The sequence below is a fragment of the Bacillus smithii genome (genome assembly GCF_001050115.1).
Taxonomy (GTDB): domain Bacteria; phylum Bacillota; class Bacilli; order Bacillales; family DSM-4216; genus Bacillus_O; species Bacillus_O smithii.
The window spans coordinates 2,300,580-2,320,976 of sequence record NZ_CP012024.1; the positions used below are offsets into that span (position 1 = coordinate 2,300,580).

25 protein-coding genes are annotated in these 20,397 nt (G+C 40.9%); 4 read left to right on the plus strand and 21 right to left on the minus strand.

Annotated elements, in window-relative coordinates; genetic code table 11:
• Nucleotides 1–180 precede the first annotated feature (180 nt).
• Nucleotides 181–1,203, minus strand: a complete 1,023-nt coding sequence (gene holA / locus BSM4216_RS10815; RefSeq protein WP_048623719.1) for a DNA polymerase III subunit delta — start codon at nt 1,201–1,203, stop codon at nt 181–183.
• Between the two features lie 303 nt (nt 1,204–1,506).
• Between holA and BSM4216_RS16395 the strand changes: the two genes are divergently transcribed.
• On the plus strand, nt 1,507–1,638 hold the full coding sequence (locus BSM4216_RS16395) for a YqzM family protein (protein WP_003355426.1): 132 nt from the start codon (nt 1,507–1,509) through the stop codon (nt 1,636–1,638).
• Between the two features lie 55 nt (nt 1,639–1,693).
• Here the strand turns inward: BSM4216_RS16395 and BSM4216_RS10825 are convergent, their stop codons facing one another.
• The 3 genes from BSM4216_RS10825 to BSM4216_RS10835 all read right to left on the minus strand — a co-directional run bounded on the left by BSM4216_RS10825 (nt 1,694) and on the right by BSM4216_RS10835 (nt 5,314).
• Nucleotides 1,694–3,991, minus strand: a complete 2,298-nt coding sequence (locus BSM4216_RS10825) for a DNA internalization-related competence protein ComEC/Rec2 (protein ID WP_048623720.1) — start codon at nt 3,989–3,991, stop codon at nt 1,694–1,696.
• A 17-nt stretch (nt 3,992–4,008) separates the two neighbouring features.
• Nucleotides 4,009–4,539 (minus strand): ComE operon protein 2, encoded by a 531-nt coding sequence (locus tag BSM4216_RS10830; RefSeq protein WP_040341964.1) that lies wholly within the window; start codon nt 4,537–4,539, stop codon nt 4,009–4,011.
• 127 nt (nt 4,540–4,666) lie between these two features.
• A complete protein-coding gene (locus tag BSM4216_RS10835; protein WP_053083254.1) occupies nt 4,667–5,314 on the minus strand; it encodes a helix-hairpin-helix domain-containing protein in 648 nt (215 codons plus the stop codon).
• A gap of 83 nt (nt 5,315–5,397) precedes the next feature.
• Here BSM4216_RS10835 and comER point away from each other — a divergent pair, with 83 nt between their 5' ends.
• Complete coding sequence (gene comER, locus BSM4216_RS10840; RefSeq protein WP_003355430.1) at nt 5,398–6,219, plus strand: late competence protein ComER; 822 nt, start codon at nt 5,398–5,400, stop codon at nt 6,217–6,219.
• A 118-nt stretch (nt 6,220–6,337) separates the two neighbouring features.
• On the opposite strand, the gene BSM4216_RS10845 is transcribed toward comER, so the two are convergent.
• The 9 genes from BSM4216_RS10845 to BSM4216_RS10885 form a co-directional block, all read right to left on the minus strand.
• A complete protein-coding gene (locus BSM4216_RS10845) occupies nt 6,338–7,090 on the minus strand; it encodes a class I SAM-dependent DNA methyltransferase (protein WP_048623721.1) in 753 nt (250 codons plus the stop codon).
• The gene (gene rsfS / locus BSM4216_RS10850) at nt 7,087–7,443 is read right to left on the minus strand and encodes a ribosome silencing factor (protein WP_048623722.1); all 357 of its coding nucleotides are present in this window, start codon (nt 7,441–7,443) and stop codon (nt 7,087–7,089) included. The genes BSM4216_RS10845 and rsfS overlap by 4 nt, the downstream gene beginning before the upstream one ends.
• Nucleotides 7,436–8,011 (minus strand): bis(5'-nucleosyl)-tetraphosphatase (symmetrical) YqeK, encoded by a 576-nt coding sequence (gene yqeK, locus BSM4216_RS10855; protein ID WP_048623723.1) that lies wholly within the window; start codon nt 8,009–8,011, stop codon nt 7,436–7,438. Before yqeK ends, rsfS begins: the two co-directional genes overlap by 8 nt.
• Entirely contained in the window at nt 8,001–8,573 is a 573-nt protein-coding gene (locus BSM4216_RS10860; RefSeq protein WP_048623724.1) for a nicotinate-nucleotide adenylyltransferase, read from the minus strand. Before BSM4216_RS10860 ends, yqeK begins: the two co-directional genes overlap by 11 nt.
• Nucleotides 8,570–8,863, minus strand: a complete 294-nt coding sequence (gene yhbY, locus BSM4216_RS10865; RefSeq protein ID WP_003355436.1) for a ribosome assembly RNA-binding protein YhbY — start codon at nt 8,861–8,863, stop codon at nt 8,570–8,572. The genes BSM4216_RS10860 and yhbY overlap by 4 nt, the downstream gene beginning before the upstream one ends.
• On the minus strand, nt 8,850–9,698 hold the full coding sequence (gene aroE / locus BSM4216_RS10870; protein ID WP_048624502.1) for a shikimate dehydrogenase: 849 nt from the start codon (nt 9,696–9,698) through the stop codon (nt 8,850–8,852). The genes yhbY and aroE overlap by 14 nt, the downstream gene beginning before the upstream one ends.
• A gap of 11 nt (nt 9,699–9,709) precedes the next feature.
• Nucleotides 9,710–10,816: a ribosome biogenesis GTPase YqeH gene (gene yqeH / locus BSM4216_RS10875; RefSeq protein ID WP_003355438.1), complete on the minus strand. Its 1,107-nt coding sequence runs from the start codon at nt 10,814–10,816 to the stop codon at nt 9,710–9,712.
• The gene (locus tag BSM4216_RS10880) at nt 10,813–11,334 is read right to left on the minus strand and encodes a YqeG family HAD IIIA-type phosphatase (protein WP_003355439.1); all 522 of its coding nucleotides are present in this window, start codon (nt 11,332–11,334) and stop codon (nt 10,813–10,815) included. The genes yqeH and BSM4216_RS10880 overlap by 4 nt, the downstream gene beginning before the upstream one ends.
• A 146-nt stretch (nt 11,335–11,480) precedes the next feature.
• Nucleotides 11,481–11,876 carry a hypothetical protein gene (locus BSM4216_RS10885; RefSeq protein ID WP_003355440.1) on the minus strand — a complete coding sequence of 132 codons (396 nt, stop codon included), beginning with the start codon at nt 11,874–11,876 and terminating at the stop codon, nt 11,481–11,483.
• 195 nt (nt 11,877–12,071) lie between these two features.
• On the opposite strand from BSM4216_RS10885, the gene BSM4216_RS10890 reads away from it, so the two are divergent.
• On the plus strand, nt 12,072–12,212 hold the full coding sequence (locus BSM4216_RS10890; protein ID WP_048623725.1) for a sporulation histidine kinase inhibitor Sda: 141 nt from the start codon (nt 12,072–12,074) through the stop codon (nt 12,210–12,212).
• Nucleotides 12,213–12,872: 660 nt separating this feature from the next.
• Nucleotides 12,873–13,595: an RNA polymerase sporulation sigma factor SigK gene (sigK, locus tag BSM4216_RS10895; RefSeq protein WP_048623726.1), complete on the plus strand. Its 723-nt coding sequence runs from the start codon at nt 12,873–12,875 to the stop codon at nt 13,593–13,595.
• 268 nt (nt 13,596–13,863) lie between these two features.
• Here the strand turns inward: sigK and BSM4216_RS10900 are convergent, their stop codons facing one another.
• From BSM4216_RS10900 to BSM4216_RS10935, 8 genes are all read right to left on the minus strand, one after another.
• Nucleotides 13,864–14,106 carry a YrhC family protein gene (locus tag BSM4216_RS10900; RefSeq protein WP_048623727.1) on the minus strand — a complete coding sequence of 81 codons (243 nt, stop codon included), beginning with the start codon at nt 14,104–14,106 and terminating at the stop codon, nt 13,864–13,866.
• Nucleotides 14,107–14,375: 269 nt separating this feature from the next.
• Nucleotides 14,376–15,071, minus strand: coding sequence for a 5'-methylthioadenosine/S-adenosylhomocysteine nucleosidase (gene mtnN, locus BSM4216_RS10905; RefSeq protein ID WP_048623728.1), 696 nt, complete (start codon nt 15,069–15,071; stop codon nt 14,376–14,378).
• Nucleotides 15,072–15,097: 26 nt separating this feature from the next.
• Nucleotides 15,098–15,727 (minus strand): YrrS family protein, encoded by a 630-nt coding sequence (locus BSM4216_RS10910; protein WP_048623729.1) that lies wholly within the window; start codon nt 15,725–15,727, stop codon nt 15,098–15,100.
• 399 nt (nt 15,728–16,126) lie between these two features.
• Nucleotides 16,127–16,603 carry a transcription elongation factor GreA gene (greA, locus tag BSM4216_RS10915; RefSeq protein ID WP_003355448.1) on the minus strand — a complete coding sequence of 159 codons (477 nt, stop codon included), beginning with the start codon at nt 16,601–16,603 and terminating at the stop codon, nt 16,127–16,129.
• A gap of 101 nt (nt 16,604–16,704) precedes the next feature.
• Nucleotides 16,705–17,340: a uridine kinase gene (gene udk / locus BSM4216_RS10920; RefSeq protein WP_003355449.1), complete on the minus strand. Its 636-nt coding sequence runs from the start codon at nt 17,338–17,340 to the stop codon at nt 16,705–16,707.
• 4 nt (nt 17,341–17,344) lie between these two features.
• Nucleotides 17,345–18,622, minus strand: coding sequence for a peptidase U32 family protein (locus tag BSM4216_RS10925; RefSeq protein ID WP_048623730.1), 1,278 nt, complete (start codon nt 18,620–18,622; stop codon nt 17,345–17,347).
• Between the two features lie 99 nt (nt 18,623–18,721).
• The gene (locus BSM4216_RS10930; RefSeq protein ID WP_048623731.1) at nt 18,722–19,654 is read right to left on the minus strand and encodes a peptidase U32 family protein; all 933 of its coding nucleotides are present in this window, start codon (nt 19,652–19,654) and stop codon (nt 18,722–18,724) included.
• A complete protein-coding gene (locus BSM4216_RS10935; protein ID WP_048623732.1) occupies nt 19,644–20,297 on the minus strand; it encodes an O-methyltransferase in 654 nt (217 codons plus the stop codon). Before BSM4216_RS10935 ends, BSM4216_RS10930 begins: the two co-directional genes overlap by 11 nt.
• Nucleotides 20,298–20,397 lie beyond the last annotated feature (100 nt).

Below are 20,397 nucleotides of genomic sequence, written 5' to 3' on the forward strand. Positions count from 1 at the left end.
CGGTTTTTTCCGGTTTTTTCGGATTTGTCGACAGTCTGAAAGGATGTCAAACGGACATCCTTTTTTATTTTGCACTTTTTATCCATGAAGGTGACTTAATTTCCCCCACAGACAAAATTCCAGTTTTTCAAACTCCGACAAAAGATGGTAGATGGTCCATTCTCGACAGAGGAACACTGCTTATTTTTGATTCCTTCCAAAAAATTTTAATAAAAATAGCTCAATGACCATCTTTTTATCCATCGCGCTTGTTTTCATCGCATAGTCGCATTCTGCCAGCAGATGGATGATCCGCGCCAAATCTTCTTCTGTAAATTTCTGTGCCTTTTCAAGAGCCAGCTTTACACGAAAAGGATGCACCTTCAAAATGGCAGCTATTTTTTGCTGTCCATAACCCTTCCTTGCCAGCTCTTTTACTTGGTAAATAAGCCGAAATTGGCTTGCAATGATAGATAATAATTTGATGGGTTCTTCATTTTGTTTTAACAAATCATAATAAATTTCAAACGCTTCTTCGATCTTGCCGTTCACTATTTTATCCACTAAAGAAAAAACATTTTGTTCGAGCGATTTTGCCGTTAACCGTTCCACCATTCCTGCATCGATAACACTTGTTTCTGTGGCATACATGGCAAGTTTGTCAATCTCGCTGGCCAAAATCATTAAATTCATTCCTGCAAGAGTCATCAGTTGTTGGACAGCAGCATCATCCATTTCTTTGTTTTTGGCTTTTGCGCGTTCTTTTATCCAGATCATGGTTTCTTTCTCATTCAGTTTTTTCGCCTCAAACGTTTCAGCCTTTTCCTTTAATCGCTTTGTGATTTTTTTACGTTCATCCAATTTTTCATAAGGCGCGGCAAAAACGACGATGGAATAAGGCGCCGGTTTTTCAATGTAATCCAACAGCCTTTTTAGGTTATGCTCCACTTTTTCTTTCGACTTCTCCGCCTTTAAAAAAACGGGATTATGTAGCACCACTAAACGCCTTTCCCCTAAAAACGGAAGCGTTTCGGCGTCTTCAATCGCCAACTCGACCGGTGTTTCTTCCAAATCGTACGAGGAAAAATTAAAATCCATTTCTTCTTCGTTTAACGCATATTGAAGCAACTTTTGCTTTAATTCACTCATAAAAAACGTTTCTGGTCCATATACTAAGTAAAGCGGAGAAAATTGTCTTTTCTCAATTTTTTCCCATACATTCATCAGCGTCTATACTCTCCAATTGCTTTTTTATTCATCCATTGCAGATCTATCATAAAAAAGCAATTCCTTTTTGACAAGGGGAACATCTTTTACCCGTTGATGCACCCCTTGCCAAATCTATATAAACGCTGGCAAAAAAGTCCCGGGAACTTTTGTTGGCCAGCGGTAAACCTCGCTGTTTATATTGTCGCCATACAAGATCAAAATATAGGTGTCAACTCTTGTCATAGAAGGAAATTGTTCGAGGAGCTATAGATTTTTTTGTATAGATCGAATATACTGAAAAAAATAGGAGGGGATAGGATGAACGAATTCGAAAAAGATGTCCAGTCAAAGCGCAATGACGCCGTAGATTCTGGTGTAGGTTTTGGGGTTTCGTTTCTTTTCTTCACCATTATCTTTCTGATAGGAGTAACGATTAAAGCGATTGGGTAAGTGGATGAAAAGTTCGTCATAAAGGGACGAACTTCTTTTTTTGAACTACTATATGCTATGGAAAATGAGTCTGGAACGTTCCTTTTTCCTTGTAAAATTTGTAGGTGATCTGCCCATTGAGATCTGTGCGAAACACATTGATATGTTGCTCCTCCAACAAACGGATCACCTCCGGATGAGGATGTCCGTAACGATTTTTCACTCCGACTGAAATCACTGCGATTTTCGGGTTCACAGCCTCTAGAAATTTTGGGGATGTAGATGTCTTGCTCCCATGATGCCCGACCTTTAATATATCCGCTTTTAAATTCCATTGCTGGACAAGCTCAGCCTCCCCCTCCTTCTCCAAATCTCCTGTAAACAGCCATCTCAATCCGCCTATCTTGGCATACAGCACTAGAGAATCATTATTTCCTTCATAAAATGAATCGTCAGGAGAAAGAAACAAAAAGGCAAAGTTGCCTGTGTTCCATCCTTGCCCCTCTATCCCTTCAGTAACTTTGATTTGTTTTTGGAAAGCAAGCCGAATTATTCTTTTCATGATGGCGTCTTTTTCAGATCCCGGAGTAATGATGATTTCCCGGATATGGACAGCAGGAATGATTTCTGTCGCCGCTCCGACATGGTCATAATCGCCGTGAGTCAAAATCAGTTTATCAATTTCCGTAATTCCTTTGCTTTTCAAATAAGGTACTAAAATATCCCTCCCAACGGAAAATTCCCTGCTTTTTTCTTGCCATTCGTCTCTTTGAAAGGGAAGATGTCCGCCAGTATCGATTAAATAGTTGCCTTTATGAAACGGGAGATGGATGAAAATAGAGTCCCCCTGACCGACATCGATAAAAGTAACTTCTCCATAAGGGCTCATACGCAAGCACATAAGATGGACGACCAATACTGCAGCTAATAAAAGACTTGCCTTTATCATGGAATGATATTTTTCCCACAAAAAAAAGAAGAAGAAAACAGCCCCCATGTACAAAAAAAGAAAGAACTCATTAGGCTTTCCAGTGACAATAGTGGCAAATGGCAGGTTTCCGCAATCTTCAGCAAACTGATTGATTTTGCCGAACAACCATGAAAATGTTTGGACGGGTGGCGGCAATCCTCCAGCAACTTTGAGAAACAAAAAACTGAAAAGAGAAAGCGGCATCATCAAAAAAGAATAAAATGGAACAAAGAATAAATTGGCCGCAAGGGATATAATGGAAATTTCATAGAAATGATAAAGTAGAAGCGGAATACTGGACGCTTGGGAGATCAACGTAATGGCAAATGACTTTCCCAAAGCACTTTTCAATCGGGAAATCAACGGGGAGGAAAGCAAAAGAGAAACGCTCACCATATAGCTCAGCTGTAAACCGATGTGGTACAGCAAAAAAGGATCGTATAAGATGACCAACATAAAACTGGCTCCGATGGCATCTAATGAAGTCCATCCCCTTTTGGTTAGAGAGGCAAGGAGGAGAAAACTCGTCATCAGTACAGATCTTACAACAGGAGGAGATCCTCCGGTCATCACCGCATAAAGAGGCAATAAAAACAGCAGAATCCACGCTGAGGTTTCTCTTGTCACCCCTAGTCGGATCAAAAGATAAAAAAAGGCGCCTGCTATCAATTGGACATGGAGACCGGAAACGGCAAGCAAATGAATAATCCCCAATTTTTGATAAGCTGTCATCAATTCTTCATCTGCTTTGCTTTGATCACCAAATAGAAGGGCTGCCGCTACAGCTTTCATTTCTTGCGGAAATTGATCCATGACTAATTGGATGCCCTGTGCACGCATCTTTTGAAGTCGATCCAAAAACGTCGGTTTTGTGTAGTAGCAATCGTCTAAACGAATGTTGCCGATCGGTTCGATGATCCAATAAATTTGATGATCCGATAAATAGGTTTTATAATCAAAGCTGTTCTCGTTTCTGCTTGTGGATGGCTCCAGTAATTTTCCGGAAAACGAACAAACGAGGGGAGAAACCAATTTTTGCTGGAGAAGCTGTTTTTCTTCTGGAGAATGAAGAGTGTATCGCAATTCAAGCTTTTCTCCATCTTGAGAAATAACACGGGCCTTCAGCTGATCGCCGTCGAAGGTCATATCTTGTTGAAAAGAAACCGTCCAATTCGATTCCGTACCAACATATAAACTATGATGATGACTTGAGCGAATGAAGGTGGCCAAATAAAAAAACACAGACACCGCTAACAGGGAAATGACTACTGTTTTAGGAAGCTTGAATAAAAGAAACAAGCAAATCATCAAAAGAAAAAGACGGACGCTGCCTAAAAAACGAGGCAGTGCCCAAATGCTGCCGAAAAGAGAAAAAACGGCGAAATAGAGAATGTTTCCTTTCATTCCCCACCCCCAATATATTAGCCAAATAAGTCCGTGACCTGCGCTTTTAACTGTTGCAAAGTTTCAGCATCTTCTCCGGATAATTCCAATTTGTCCATCAATGTTTGTACAAGTTTTTTCTTTTCCTCGTTTTTGCGATCAATGATCGGCCATTCAAAGGGAATGTGTTCTACTTTTACCCCCGCTTTTTCAAATAATTCAAGGCTGAAAGGATGGTTGTGATAGCCATTCGCATAATATACGGAGGAAATTCCCGCTTGAATAATGGATTTTGTACACTGCACGCACGGAAAATGAGTGACGTAAATTTCCGCATTTTTCGTTGGCACTCCAAATTTGGCGCATTGCAAAATAGCATTCATTTCAGCGTGAATCGTCCGGATGCAATGTCCTTCTTCCATATAGCATCCGACATCCACACAATGTTCCCCACCAGCAATGGATCCATTGTATCCACCCGCAATAATTCTTTTTTCCCGAACAATAGTAGCTCCAACCGCCAATCTCGTACATGTACTTCTTAGTGACAATAAATGGCTTTGAGCCATAAAATATTGATGCCAAGTGATTCTTGTGCTCACAGCGATGCTCTCCTTTAAATCGACATATTTTTCTGAAGCGTTGCTTTTCTTTCTAGTTTATAGGCAACGAAAAGTTGACGTCAATAATACCGCCTTATTTCACTGTTACTTTATCTTTTAATTTTTCAAAAGTTTTGTCTCCGATTCCAGAAATGTTTTTTAAATCTTCGACCTTTTGAAAGGCTCCGTTTGTTTCCCTATACTCAATAATAGATTGTGCTCTTGTTTCACCGATGCCGGGTAAATTTTGCAATTCCTCCGCCGTTGCCGTATTAATATTCACAAGCTGCTCTCCTTGGCCATTTCCACTATTAGCGGGATGAGTGGAAGGAATACTTTGAGAAAGCGTTGTCGATTCTTTTTCCCCGACTTTCGGGATGTACACAACCATTTCATCTTGTAGTTTCTGTGCCAAATTTACTTTCGTTTGATCGGCTTCTTTCCGAAAGCCCCCTGCTTTTTGAACGATATCATAAATCCTGTCATTGGTCGTTGCTTCATAAATTCCCGGTCTCATGACTGCTCCTTTTACATCAATCACCACCGATTGTGGTTTTGCCGCTCCCTCTTCTTTCTCCTCTACAGCTTTTTCAGTCATATTCTCTTTTGTTTCTTCCTTTGGCATCACAATAGACGGTTGGTCTGTTTTCTCCTTATGGCCGGTTTGGTAAAAAAATAAGAGAAGAATCCCAATAGAGGCCGCAATCAAGGCGGGGATACGATATCGCTGCAGCAGTTCCATTTTTGTTCCTCTTCACCTCAAGTCATATTATTTTTTTCAACGCATACATTGTAGGAGAAATGTCATTTAAGGAGGGACCTTATTTGAAGACAGGAATCATCGGTACGGGAAATATGGGAACCATTCTAATCGAATCGTTCATCGAATCAAAAGCCCTAGTCCCTTCGGATGTATATATACACAATCGCACTCCTGAGAAATCACTTAAACTTAAATCCCAATACCCTGGATTAAACGTAGCGGCTAATAACCGTGAAGTCATTGAAAAAAGCGACATCATTTTTCTATGTGTCAAACCAAAAGAAATCTATTCGCTTATTGCCGAACACCAGTCGGTTTTTTTAAAAGAAAAATGCGTCGTTTCGATCACTAGCCCCATTACCACGGCCCAATTGGAGTCGCTTCTGCCCTGTTCTTGTATAAGAGCGATCCCCAGCATCACGAACCGGGCTTTGGCAGGTGCTGTATTAGTAACATTTGGAGAAAATTGCCAAGAGGAGTGGAAAAATCAATTTTTACACTTAATTAAGGCCATTTCTCATCCGGTTGAAATAGATGATCGTTGGACAAGGGCCGCTTCGGATATCGTCAGCTGCGGGCCGGCTTTTTTCAGTTATATGACCCGCAAGTTTATTCAAGCTGCGGTGAACGAAACGGGCATCAGTCAAAAAACAGCGGAAAATCTTGCTTCTGAAATGCTAATCGGAATGGGAGAACTATTGAAAAAGAAGATTTATACACTGCAAAGCTTGGAAGAAAAAGTTTGTGTCAAAGGCGGTATAACCGGAGAAGGCATTGCTATTTTGGAGCAAGAAATCGGAGATATGTTTGAGAAGCTGTTTGCCAAAACTCACGCGAAATTTGCAGAAGATATTGCGGAGATCAATCAGCAGTTCGGAGCTTAATATAATGAATTCTTCTTCTACAGATCAATATCCTTCCGCTTTCAAAAATTTTTTTAAAAAAGGGGCGCACTCTTTTTGAGTGACTGCCCCTTTTCCATATAGTTGATTGGCCGATTGTTTACGAACTTAGCTTTTTACATACGAAAAAAATTCGTTCTGATTGTTCTAGTGGCGGATCATCCGTAAAATCCGCACTAATTTGAAGCACTTGAAAACCGCATTGTTCCAGCCATTTTTGATATTCCGCAATCGGGAAAGTACGCTGAACATGAAATTCGTCAAAACGCTCATATAAGCCGTTTTCTTGCTGCCGCACGAAAAAAGTTAGTTCGTGTTCGACGCTGTTCTCCTGCTCACTGGGAAAACAATTCCAAATATAGGATGCATCCTCATCATTAAAAGCATACGTATGATGAAGAAAAACATGGTTTATCTTATATAAAGAATGAACGTCAAACATAAAAAGCCCTCCGTCTTCCAAATGTTGATATATTCTTTCAAACGTACGGAGGACATCTTCCTCTTTTAATAAGTAGTTCAGTGAATCGCAGAACATCACTACTCCGTCAAACCGCCCTAACCCTTCTAATTCTCGCATATCTTGCTGAAACAGCGGAACATGAAAGCCGTGCTCGCTTATTTTTTGTTGAGCAACGATCAGCATGGTCTCAGACAAGTCAACGCCTGTTGTTTTCCAGCCTTTTTCTGCAAGCCTTACCGTTAACTCTCCTGTGCCGCATGCCAAGTCCAGTATACGAGCCCCTCCGTTCCCATGTTTTTTCATATGCCTGTCCAAAAATGCAATCCAGGCATCATAAGGAGCATCTTCCATCAAATCGTCGTATATAAGAGCAAAACGTTCGTACGTCATTTTAGAATCTCACTTTGAACGTCAACCGTCGGCGCATCTCCCCACAAACGCTCTAGGTTGTAGTAACTTCGCTCATCGCGGTGGAAAACATGGACAACGACGTCGCCAAGATCAAGAAGAATCCAACGTGCTTCATCGAACCCTTCCATTCTCTTGACAAACAAGCCTTTTTCTTCTACTTTTTCTTTTATTTCTCTGGCAATGGCCTGAACTTGCTTATCAGAGCCGCCATGGCAAATGACAAAATAATCAGCGATAAGGGAAATCCCCTTCATATTTAAAACGACGATATTTTCGGCTTTTTTATCATCCGCTGCCTTAACGGCGGTAAACAAGAGATCTTGACTACTCATTTACTTCCCTCCACTTTTTCACTAGGTGATTGTACGTATCAACCGTATCGGGAAAAACAGGTTGGTTTTTTTTCAAAAGAAACACGATGGTATTTTTTAATGCCTGAATAAGGGCTTCATCTAAGTTTCGTTCCGCCATTTCCCGTACTTCATCCACCCCCGGAAACTGTCTGCCCGGTTCGATGTAGTCAGCTAAATAAATGACTTTATCAAGCACCGTCATATCCGGTCTGCCAGACGTATGGTAGCGAATGGCATCCAAAACTTCTTCGTCTTCAATGCCTGCTTCTGTTTTCGCTAAGTACGCTCCGACCGGTGCATGCCATAATTCAGCATTAAATTGCAGAAGCTTAGGGTCCATTGCTTGTTCAATGATAATTTGTTTCATTTCTTCTTTAGGCCGGAATTTAGCATAATCGTGAAAAATAGCCGCCAATTCCGCCTTCTTCTCATCCGCTCCGTATTTCGCAGCCAGCTTGATGGCTGTCTCCATGACGCCCAATGTGTGCTGGAAGCGATGTTCCGTCAATTGTTCTTTCACAATCTTTAACGCTTTCTCACGTTTCATACAATCGATTCTCCTTTATATAGGCAATCACACTATCCGGCAATAAATATTTCACTGTTTCGTTTTTGGCTATTTTTTTTCGAATAAACGAAGATGACAGCTGAATTTCAGGAACGTCCACGATTAGAACAGGATAAGGAGTATCCACGCTGTAGTTGGGGCGCTTAACGCCAACAAATTGGACCAACTTGCACAACTCTTCAATGCGATACCATTTAGGCAAATATTCAATCATATCGCCGCCGATGATAAAGTAAAATTCCGTCTCAGGCTCTCTTTCTTTCAATAGAACCATCGTATCGTACGTGTACGATTTTCCCATCCTCAAAAGTTCAATTTCTTCAATGGTGAATTTTGGATGATCGGCAATCGCCAACGACACCATAGCCAATCGATCTTCCACACTAACGCTGTCCATTTTTTGTTTGTGCGGCGGCTCATAATTCGGCATAAATCGAACTTCATCCAGACCAAGTGCACACAGCACTTCATTCGCAATAATCAAATGACCGATATGGGGAGGATTAAAAGTACCGCCCAGTATGCCTACTCTTTTCTTCATTTTGGCAGAACGATTTGTTTGTTATTAGAGGATTCTTTGTACAAAATAATGGTATTACCGATCAATTGCACGAGTTCTGCGTTTGTCCCCTTCACCAACTGTTCGGCCACTTCCGATTTATCCTCTTCGCAGTTTTGCAAGACGCTCACTTTTAATAGTTCACGCGCCTCCAACGCATCATTGATCTGTTTCACCATATTTTCATTCACGCCGCCTTTTCCCACTTGAAAAATCGGATTCAAATGATGAGCCTGCGATCGCAAAAAACGTTTTTGTTTACCTGTTAACATGATACCCTCCTAGTTGTTCGAGCACAATTTTCTCCATTCTGTTTGCATCAGGAGCCACGCCCGTCCATTTTTCAAAGGCGGAAACACCTTGATAGACAAACATTTTGATTCCATTTTGGGTGATAGCCCCCTGTTTTTTGGCTTCCGCCAGAAATTTTGTTTCAAGTGGATTATAAATAATGTCCGATACAAATGTTCCTTTCTTTAACAAAGAAAGCGACAACGGCATTTCATCTGTTTTTGGACTCATCCCGATCGATGTCGTTTGAATGACAATCGAATAGTTTCCCATTCTTTGCTCAGCTTCGGAAATCGAAAGAACGTTTGTTTTTGTTTCAAACGGGCACTGTTCAGCAAGACGAGCCGCTTTTTCCATCGTTCTATTCGCAATATCAATCAATCGTACATGTTCAGATGCCAGTGTATAATAGATGGCTCTCGCCGCTCCCCCGGCACCGATGATTAAAATATGATCAAGATGAAGATCTCTGCCCAGTGCTTCTTTCAATCCTCTGACAAATCCATCGCCATCTGTATTATAACCGATCCAGCGATCGTTTTTGCGAACAACAGTATTCACAGCTCCAATCGCTTCCGCCAGAGGATCAAGCTCATCCAATAGCGGAATAATCGCCGTTTTATGCGGAATTGTTACGTTGAATCCTTCCACACCAATGGCTTTCATGCCTTCCACAGCCTTTTTCAGATCATTTGGCTTGACATGGAAAGGATGATAATAAGCCGGTATTCCCAACCTGCTAAAAGCATCGTTATGCATGGCCGGCGACATCGAATGAGCGATAGGATCGCCGATCACTCCATACAGTTTCATCATTTTCCCCACCATTATATTAAAGATTTTCGAATCAATACACTGACTCCTTTTGGCACGTAAGCCGCTACCACTGCACCCGGTTCATGAACCGTTACCCAACCAAGTCCTGAAAAGACAATGTCCGTTTTGGCATCTGTGATTTTGAATTCGTGGCGGATAAGCGGCGGAAAATCATCCAGCTGTTCTTCCCTTGGAGGAACGAGCATTTCACCGACATGCTTTTCATATAACGAGTCGGCTTTTTCCAATTTTGTACGATGAATTTGCAGTTCGTTCGGCATGTAGCAAACAAGCGAGCGACGACCGCCCTTCAGATAATCAAGACGGGACAAACCCCCGAAAAACAACGTTTGTTTTTCATTCAGCTGATATACTTTCGGTTTAATTTCTTTTTTGGGCATGATGATTTTCAAATCACGTTTATCTACGAAATGCGCCATTTGATGGTGGTTTATAATCCCCGGCGTGTCAATTAAAGCACTTCCGTCCTCCAACGGAATTTCGATCTTATCGAGTGTGGTCCCGGGAAAATGGGATGTGGTGATCAGTTCGCCCGACTCACCGCTTTCTTTCAAAATACGGTTGATAAAAGTGGATTTTCCTACGTTGGTGCATCCCACCACGTACACATCTTTTCCCGCGCGGTAGTGTTCGATCATTTCCATTGCTTCCCTTATAAAATGTCCTTTAGAGGCGCTCACCAAAATAACATCAATAGGTCTGAGCCCCAGTTTCTCCGCTTCTTTTTTCATCCAGTTTATTAATCGTTCCCGTTTCAACGATTTCGGAAGCAAATCCTCTTTATTTCCGATCAGCAAAACAGGATTATTTCCGACAAAACGAGGCAGACCAGGCAGCCAACTTCCATTGAAATCAAAGATGTCCACAATTTTTACAATGAGACTCTTAGTCTCGCCAAGCGTATGTAAAATTTTCAAAAAATCATCATCCGTCAACGAAACATCTTGAATTTCATTATAATGTTTCAAGCGAAAGCATCGTTGGCATACCACTTGTTCTTTTTGCAATGCAGAAGGTGGCGTATAGCCTACTTTTTCCGGATCTTCTGTCTGTATTTTCACTCCGCATCCTGTACAATAAATTTCTTGTTCGCTCACCTTTCATCCTCCCATTGTATTAACCCTTTCTTTTTACACACATTCATAATTCTTCTTTCAATCGTTCTATTGATTCTCGTCCAAAATCCGTCCGTTTGAGCAACCGGCACGACTAAAATGGTATAAAATCCGCCGCGGTTTCCTCCTAAAATGTCTGTCAGAAGCTGGTCTCCAATCACAACGGTTTCCTCTTTGCTTATATTCATCCTTTTCAGCGCTTTGCGAAAAGCCTTGCCCATCGGCTTTCTTGCTTTATGAATAAAAGGTATATTCAACGGTTCAGCGAATGCTTTTACACGATCTTCATTATTATTCGAAACGATGGTCACTTGAATACCGTGTTTTTTCATTCTATTAAACCACTCTTCAAGCTCAGGAGTCGCGCTCGGTCGATTCCATTCTACCAACGTATTGTCCAGATCGGTAATAATCCCCTTTATACCTCTTTTTTTCAAGGTAGCTGGATCAATATCGAAAATGCTTTTGACTTGTTCATTCGGCAAAAATGCTTTAATCAATTAAGTGCACCTCAATTATGATGTAGATGTCGATATTATCATACATAAATTTCTTCATAGTTTCAAAATAAATTCGTATCTATTATCTGTGCCAACTCGGTCGGAGCTGTCCCAAAAGGCAGTAAAATGACCTGGGGACCCCTTTTTTATCGAGAATTGTTGATGATCGCAAAATTCACTTGCTTTCTGCGGGCGATCCGCGAGCTTTCCCGCAAGAGTCTCGCCCACTTCGCAATCATCACTGTAAAATTTAACTTAGACAATGCAAAAATCGTCTTTTTCATTATCATGTAAGCGCCAAGCCGACACTCCGCCTGCTTCCAAAAAAGAAGGTCCGAAGATAGAGTTTTAAAATGCCAACCGACCATTGAAACTTGATTCTTTATAAGGAAGATCGAATTTTGCCGAACGGCTTGCTTTTTCCATTTCATACATGATTGAAGATGAAAAGAGACTTTGATTTTCAATAAAATATGACCGTTTCGTCGGAAAAACTTTTCGACAAATTCCCTGCATCCCCCATTGTGGATAACTTTATTCACATTTTCCTTCCAGTAAAATAACCCATTATTTCTTTTATGAACAGGTTAACCACAGCTTATCCACTTATCGATGTGGACAATAGAACGCTTGTTCTATTTAGAAAAATCTGCTAAAGTAAAGATACAACTTGAATAACCTACCATGATATGCAGAACGGTTCACAAGTAGAACGTTTCATTGGAGGTGAAAGATGTATGAGACTATTATCAGATGAGCTTTTAATTGAAACCTATTATAAGGCAATTGAACTCAAGTTAAGTCCTGATTTTATTCGCCTCATTGAAACGGAAATGGATCGTCGAGCTTTGAATCGTAACGTAAAGGTTTCCTCTTAATCCAATTCTTTTTTCTGCCCGTGCCAAAACACCGGGCTTTTTTTTGTTTCTAAAACTCTAAGTGTATTTTATTGAAAACAATCAAAAATGGCCATTTATGAGCTGAATCATGAATAACACCTTGCCGAAAGGTAATGAATAAAATAAGCAGAAAAAGAAGAAAGAAGGTCTCAAAAGATGAAGGTGATTCAAATTTGCCAAACGTGCAACGGAAAAGGAACCATTCCGAAATTCTATATTTTCAAAGCACATTGTCCAGATTGTGGAGGGAAAGGAAGAATGCCGTGCACCAGTCATGAACAGCGCAAACAGCATCTGCCGCCGCTCTCATGATTTCCTCTTCCTTAAAGGTGCTATTTCTCCCTCTCGTCTTAACATAATGGCTATCGCTTTCATTGAACGCGTAAGTCTCGAAAAAAAATGTCTGTGACCAATCAAGTGCACTTTCGCTAACGTTTTCCGAAAAAGAATATTTTATCCGATTGTTTAGACTTCGACGATTTTTCCGGCGTAAGAAACGAATGCACCGTCCCGGATGGATGAACATCCAATCTGCTGAGGAATTTCATTAAATCGGATGGAGAAAAAACAGGACGTGCAATGATGTTCCCCCATGTGCATATGAATAGAGAATAGGCACACCTTTTGAGGGGGGATGTTATGTTTGGAGTATTTTCAGCCTTTTCGTATTTTTTTAAAGAACTTCTCTTTCTCGTCTCCTATGTAAAAAACAACGCGTTTCCCCAGCCTCTGTCCCCAAATGAAGAAAAAATCTATTTAAAACGGATGGCAGAAGGCGACGAAGAAGCACGAAATTTATTAATCGAGCACAATTTGCGCCTTGTCGCCCACATTGTCAAGAAGTTCGAAAATACAGGGGAAGACCCGGAAGATTTGATTTCTATCGGGACCATAGGGCTCATTAAAGCAATTGAAAGTTATTCAGAAGGAAAAGGAACAAAGCTGGCCACATATGCAGCCCGCTGTATAGAAAATGAGATTTTAATGCATTTAAGAGCATTAAAAAAGACGAAAAAAGACGTTTCTCTTCACGATCCAATCGGGCAAGATAAAGAAGGAAACGAAATATCGCTCATTGACATTTTAAAATCCGAATCTGAAGATGTGATTGATACAATTCAATTAAACATGGAACTGGAAAAAGTAATGAAATATTTACGGGTACTTGATGAAAGAGAAAAAGAAGTGATCATCGGCAGGTTTGGATTGAATATGCAGGAAGAAAAAACACAACGGGAAATTGCCAAAGAACTCGGCATTTCACGCAGCTATGTTTCTCGAATTGAAAAGCGCGCACTTATGAAAATGTTTCATGAGTTTTATCGAGAAGAAAAAGAAAAGAAAAAGATGGAGCCTGACTAAGATAAAAAGGAAGAGCCAGGACACCTTAAAGGTATCTCGGCTCTTCCTTTTTAAGCACTATTCGGCTCCAACCTCGAGCGCAATCACGATACCGATAGTCGTCGCAAGAAGCAATCCAAGAATCATTAATGCCATCGAACCACCCCTTCTTACATCTTACACTAAGAGTGCCACAAATATCATATCATTTTTTGTAAAAAGATGGATGGTATTACATATATTGAAAACAGCGAAAATACCTGCACAATATCCGTTCTCTTCAATTTCTTCAGTCATCTTCTTCGTACTCAGTCAATTGAACATGATATTTTTGAGCTTTATAGAAAAAAAGAGCAGACCCTATGATCAAAACCACTGTGCCTGCCATCAGCATATTGGTTTGGATCTCTGTTTTCCCTTCAACCGGCAAAACCACACCTAAATAAAGAAAAACACTTAGCGCCGTCAAAGTACATCCAAACCTTTTGAAATCTACTATTTTCTCTTTTATTTTTTTGCATTGATTTTCCACTCGACCTATACCCCCATACTAAAGTTTGAACGTACAACCGTTAATCTTGATTGTCCCCAGTTGTCTTCACTTCCATAAAAAACATGAACCAAAAACAGCCTTAAGGCACATTCGAGAAATAGCGGCGCAGCCGGATTCGTGTCTTTGAAGGCCGTTCTAAAAGATGGGTTCAAACCCTTTCTTCTACTTTAGCACAGAGGAAGTGATCATGAATTAGTAACTTAAATACAGGTCTGGAAAATCATCTTAAATATAATGATAGTAGCAATCTATTTTAAAGATTCTACCATTTTAACCACTAGTTCAGCGGAATTTCGAGCCGCTTTTTCTAAATACTGATCAAAACTGATATTCGACTCCTTGCCAGCAATATCGGAAAGAGAACGAATGATGACAAAAGGTGTACCAAATTGATAGCATACTTGTGCAATAGCTGCAGCTTCCATTTCAACTGCCTGCAAATCATTCCATTTATGACGGATCGATTCGACGCGATCCGGATCGCTCATAAAAGAATCTCCCGTCGTGATCAGCCCTTTGACAACTTGAACCCCAGTCAATGTTTCTGCAGATCGAGCTGCCGTTTCAATTAAACGTTTATCCGCCAAATACGCGGCAGGCATCTGCGGCACCTGTCCATATTCATATCCAAATACGGTGGCATCAACATCATGATGGCGTACTTCTGTTGAGATCACGATATCTCCTACTTGCAATTCAGGGTTCAATCCCCCTGCCGAACCGGTATTAATCACCACATCCGGCTGATAGTGATAAAGCAACACAGCTGTTGACATAGCGGCGTTCACTTTTCCGATGCCCGATTTAAGCAAGACGACATCTGCCCCTTTTAGCTTGCCGGATGTATATTCGCTGTTCGCTATTTTGTCAGTACTGCTAGATTCGATTTGATTGCGTAAAATCGCCACTTCTTCTTCCATGGCGCCAATGATTGCGATTTTCACCCTTTTTCCTCCTATTCCAACTTGGGTTAGCCTTTATCGTTATGCATCAATTTTTCCACCTGAACAGGCTTCCATCCTTTCCCATCTACCCATTCTATATATACCCGATACGCATCATCTTTACGGCCTTTCGGAGAAACCGTTCCAATGGCCTTATCAGGTCCTTGGCCGCTTATAAACCATACAGTCATACTGTCTTCGGGAATGCCGGTAGCATAAGAAAGCGCCTTCACCTTTTCTTTCCAGTCGACGGAATTCGTATCAAAAGAAGACACATGTTCTCCGCTTTGCTGAGTGGCGACCGGCTCCCAGTTGGGATCCTTGATCGTCTCCTCGACATTGGGACCGCCGCCTTGTTCAACAATCACTTTTTCTTTTTTCTCTTCCTCTTTCTTCTCTTTTTTCTCCTTCTTCGTATGCTTTTCCTGTTTAGATTCCTGCTTGTCCTTATTATTCACGCTAGCTGTTTCATGCTGGGAAGTTTTCGGCTCATCACTGGTTTTTTTCGATGTTTCATCATCATTTCCGCCGGAAAAAATAGAAAAAGCTACTAGAATAATTAAAATAATAACCACAACAATCGCCGTATTTAAAATGCGATTCGTTTTCTTTCGTTTCAATCGCTTCTCTGAACGAGACGGATATTGATCATTCATGGAAAAACCTTCTCCTCTCTTAGGGGATTATTCATCATTCTATCATGTTTGCTGATAAAGTGAAACTTCCTCTAGGGCCAACTACCCCTTCCCATTCTTGATCTCCATTGGTACACACTGACGGATGTGCAAGAAACCATCCCTTGCAACATGATGAAATGTACCATATATCCCGTCCGTTGAAAAGTGACTTTCTATTCGTTTTTAACCAAATTCGAAGTCGCTCTTGTACATTATTCTACTATGATGATCCAATTTTTAAAAAAGATTATGTAAATAGCCGAGATCTTCCATATTGTTTTATGAGCCGAAACGCAAAAAGCAACAAAACAAGGGAGAATTCAACTTGAGCTTCATGCATAAAAGGCTGAACGCTTTCGCATTCAGCCCTCCTTTTTCTTATTTTACTGCGACAATTCTTACAGACATTTCCCCGCCCGGTGTTTGCACGGTCACTTCATCGCCTACTTTGCAGCCCAATAAGCTTTTCGCTATAGGTGAATCATTGGAAATTCTGCCTTCAAAAGGATCAGCTTCTGCACTTCCTACAATGGTATAGCTTTCTTCTTCTCCTTCTGGAAGTTCCACAAAGGTAACCGTTTTTCCAAGCGTTACTGTATCCGGATTGTATTCATCATCTTCAATAATTTTCGCATTGCGGATCATCGTTTCAATCGTGTTAATCCGTCCTTCAACAAATGCTTGCTCTTCCTTTGCAGAATCATACTCTGAGTTTTCGGAAAGGTCACCAAAACTGCGGGCAATTTTAATTCTTTCAACTACCTCTTTCCGTTTCACCGTTTTTAAGTATTCAAGTTCTTGTTCCAGTTTTAATTTCCCTTCCCGTGTCATTGGATATTCTTTCTCCGTAGACATGTCCCTTCACTCCTTTTTAAGCTGTCCATCTCTAATTGAAAAAACAACTAGCAATGTTTCGCTTTTCTATTCATATCTATTGTATTTTTTTAAACATGTTATTACAAAATTGATTTTTGTTCAAGAATCGTTTGAATTTTAGTAACCATTAAATCGATGGCTACATGGTTCTGACCGCCCTCCGGAATAATAATATCCGCATACCGTTTCGTTGGTTCGATAAATTGATTATGCATTGGACGAACCACTTGAATATATTGTTCGACCACGGATTCTAAAGTTCGACCGCGCTCTTTTATGTCTCGTGTCAAGCGTCTTATGAAGCGCAAGTCTGGATCGGTATCCACAAAGAGCTTAATATCCATTAAATTGCGAAGCCTTTCATCTTCCAGTACTAATATGCCTTCTAATATAATGACATTTTTCGGTTCTACACGGATCGTTTCGTTAGATCGAGTATGAATGGTATAATCGTAAACCGGTTTCTCGATCGGTTCATAATTAAGCAATTTTTTTAAGTGCTCAATCAATAGGTCATTGTCAAAAGCCAAAGGGTGGTCGTAATTCGTTTTTAATCGTTCCTCAAAAGGCACATCGCTTTGGTCTTTATAATAGGAATCTTGCTCCAATACCAAAATGGAGTGTCCTTTAAAATTATTATATATTGCTTTTGTAACGCTCGTTTTTCCGGAGCCGGAACCGCCGGAAACCCCGATGATCACTGGCTTTTTATCCATCTAGCTATTTTGTCTCCTTTCGCATCATGTTGTATGGATAAAGCGGGCGATCCACCTTAAATCGTACAATCTGCAAAGGATGGCGCGCAGCGTCGATTTCGTTTCCTTCCTCATCCCAAATCGTTCCAATGGTTTGGGTGAAATTTTCGATTTCAGGGCCGAAAAATTCCACTTCGTCTCCCGGACGGAAATGGTTGCGTTGCTGCAATGTCACCATTTGGGTATCCGGATTGTAATCCAATACCAGCCCCGCGAAATCGAAAGCTGTTTTTTTGCTGTGTGTGCCAAATAATTGTTCTTCATAACCCGGTACTCCCCCTTCAAAAAAGGCAGGAGCCGTTTCACGATTGGCACATTTTTCAAGTTCATCCAGCCATTCTTGTTTCATCGTAAAATGATCCGGGTCCGCGCAGTAAGAATCAATCACTTGCCGATATACACTGACAACAGTCGCAATATAATGAATGGACTTCATTCGGCCTTCTATTTTCAAACTATCAATCCCGAGTTCAATCATTTTCGGAATCGATTCGACTAATTTCAAATCTTTGGCACTCATCGCAAACGGAGCATCTTTTTCAGTAAATAAAGGCTTTTCCTTGTCTCCGTTTAATTGATAGAGGTCGTAATCCCAACGGCAGGACTGGCAGCATCCTCCACGGTTGGAATCGCGTGCTGTCATATAATTACTTAAAACGCATCTTCCTGAATAAGCGATGCACATAGCGCCATGGATGAACGCTTCAATTTCAATATCGACTTTTTGTTTAATTTCTTTAATTTCCTCCGCGCTTGTTTCACGCGCAAGCACAACACGCTCGAGTCCTTGCTCCTTCCAAAATTGGGCAGCTTTCCAATTCGTTAAAGACTGCTGCGTGCTCAAATGTCGTTCCAGTTTAGGAGCAACGCGTCCAGCCGCGTCAATGATTAACGGATCAGCGACGATAATTCCAGCTACCCCTGCATCTTCCAAAGCTTTTAAATACTCTTCTAGTCCGTCCATATTTTCGTTATGAGCATAAATATTGGTTGTGACATAAATTTTAGCGCCGTATTTCTTCGCAAATTCCACCCCTTCTTTTATTTCTTCAAGGGTAAAGTTATCGGCATTGGAGCGCAATCCATATTCCTGCCCTCCGAGAAAGACAGCATCGGCGCCGTAATGGACAGCAATTTTCAACTTTTCCAAATTGCCGGCAGGCGCCAGCAACTCTGGTTTTTTGACGATCACTCGTTTTCCGTCAACAATTTGTGAAATGTTATCTTTCAATATCGTAGACATTCCGATGCCTCCTTTTAAAATATAGACAAAGACTTAAACATCCGCTCCACTCAATCTCCATTGGGCTGTATTCAACTTGGCATACCCTACAATCCCTAATTAATAAACCGTTTCCTTAAAGAAAAAGCCCGTATCCAATGGACGATGCTTCGGCTGGATGGCCACTATTTGTTCATATAACTGATCTTTCACTTCTTCATAGGCATCCGGATCTTCTGCACATAAATCGATTGCTTTGCGATACAGTTTTGTCACCTCGATGATATAGTCCGGTTCTTTTAATATGCCGTCGATTTTGAAGCTATCGATTCCTGCTTCTACCATTTCGGTGAGTTCATCGATCATGCAAACATCGTTTGGACTCATAATATGAGTACCGTTTTCATCTTCAAAAATCGGGTATCTATTGTCCCGTTCTTTATCATAAAGGTACATATTTTTGTCTTGGTTTTTATTCTTTATTTCCAACATTTTTCCTTGATATTCAAAGTAATTCTCAAGCAAAGCACGCTTCGATTGGAACATGCAAGTCATACCATGTATTTGAACTTCGATCTCCACTTCGGCATGTTCTTTTGTTTCAATGACGGCATCCATGCTTAATTCACGAGCCAAAACGGCCCGCTTTGATCCAAGGCGCCCCCAGTAATTGCAAGTATACCAATTGGTTCCCGTAGTCTCCGTACTCCAATGCAATTTCATATTTGGTGCTATTTCCCGGATTGTCATCAACACCGCAGGATCGCCAAAAACGATCGCATCGCATTTTACGTCCTTTAAAAACAGAATATAATCTTTTAATTCTTCGACTTTTTCATTATGAAAGATGGCATTCATTGCCACATATACTTTTTTCCCTCGCGAATGTGCAAGTTCAACTGCTTTTATCACGTCATCGCGAGAAAATTCGCCGGCCAGTCTGAGCCCATATCGCTGCTCCCCTATCATAAATGCATCTGCTCCAGCATCGCACAAAGGCAAAATATCTTGAACACTGGTAGGAGTAACGAGTAACTCTGGTTTATTTGCCATCTTTTTCACCTCGATAAATACTGATTGCCAGCCCGTCGCCAACAGGAATGATCATCGTCGAAAAGGACGAATGATTCACCAACCATTGATTATATTGACGGATTTTGGATGCTAATTGGCGAATTCGCTTCTTTGCTATATCCGTTTCAGCCACATGTCCTTTAAAGAGCACATTATCAGTATACACAACACCGTTTTCCGCTAAATACGGTGTGTACATTTCAAAGAACTTTTGATACTGACCTTTTGCCGCATCGATAAAAATGGCATCATAAGGCCCCATCTCGCCTGCTTCCGCTACCACTTCCAATGCATCGCCCAAAATCACGGAAATGCGGTTCTCTAAACCTGCCCGACGAATAAATTGAATCGCTTGATTGTAGCGGCTTTCATCACGTTCAATCGTGACAATTTCAGACCCGCTGATGGCTTGTGCGATTCGAATCGCTGAATATCCAATCGCCGTGCCGATTTCGAGAATTTTTTTAGGCTTTTGGATTCTCATAAATTGCAGCATCGTTTCGATGCCGGCCGATTCCATAATAGGAACATGTTCTTCTTTCGCCAATTGTTCCATCTCCTGAATGAAAAGCGGTTTTTCAGGAAGGAGCGACTGCCAGTATTGTGCTATCTTTTCTTCCATCTTTCTTCCCCATTCCTGCTAAATGAATTGAAAAGAAGCGAAAATCGATTGACAAGAAAAAGCAGAAAGCCCGAAAGCTTTCCACTCGTCTTTCATTTCG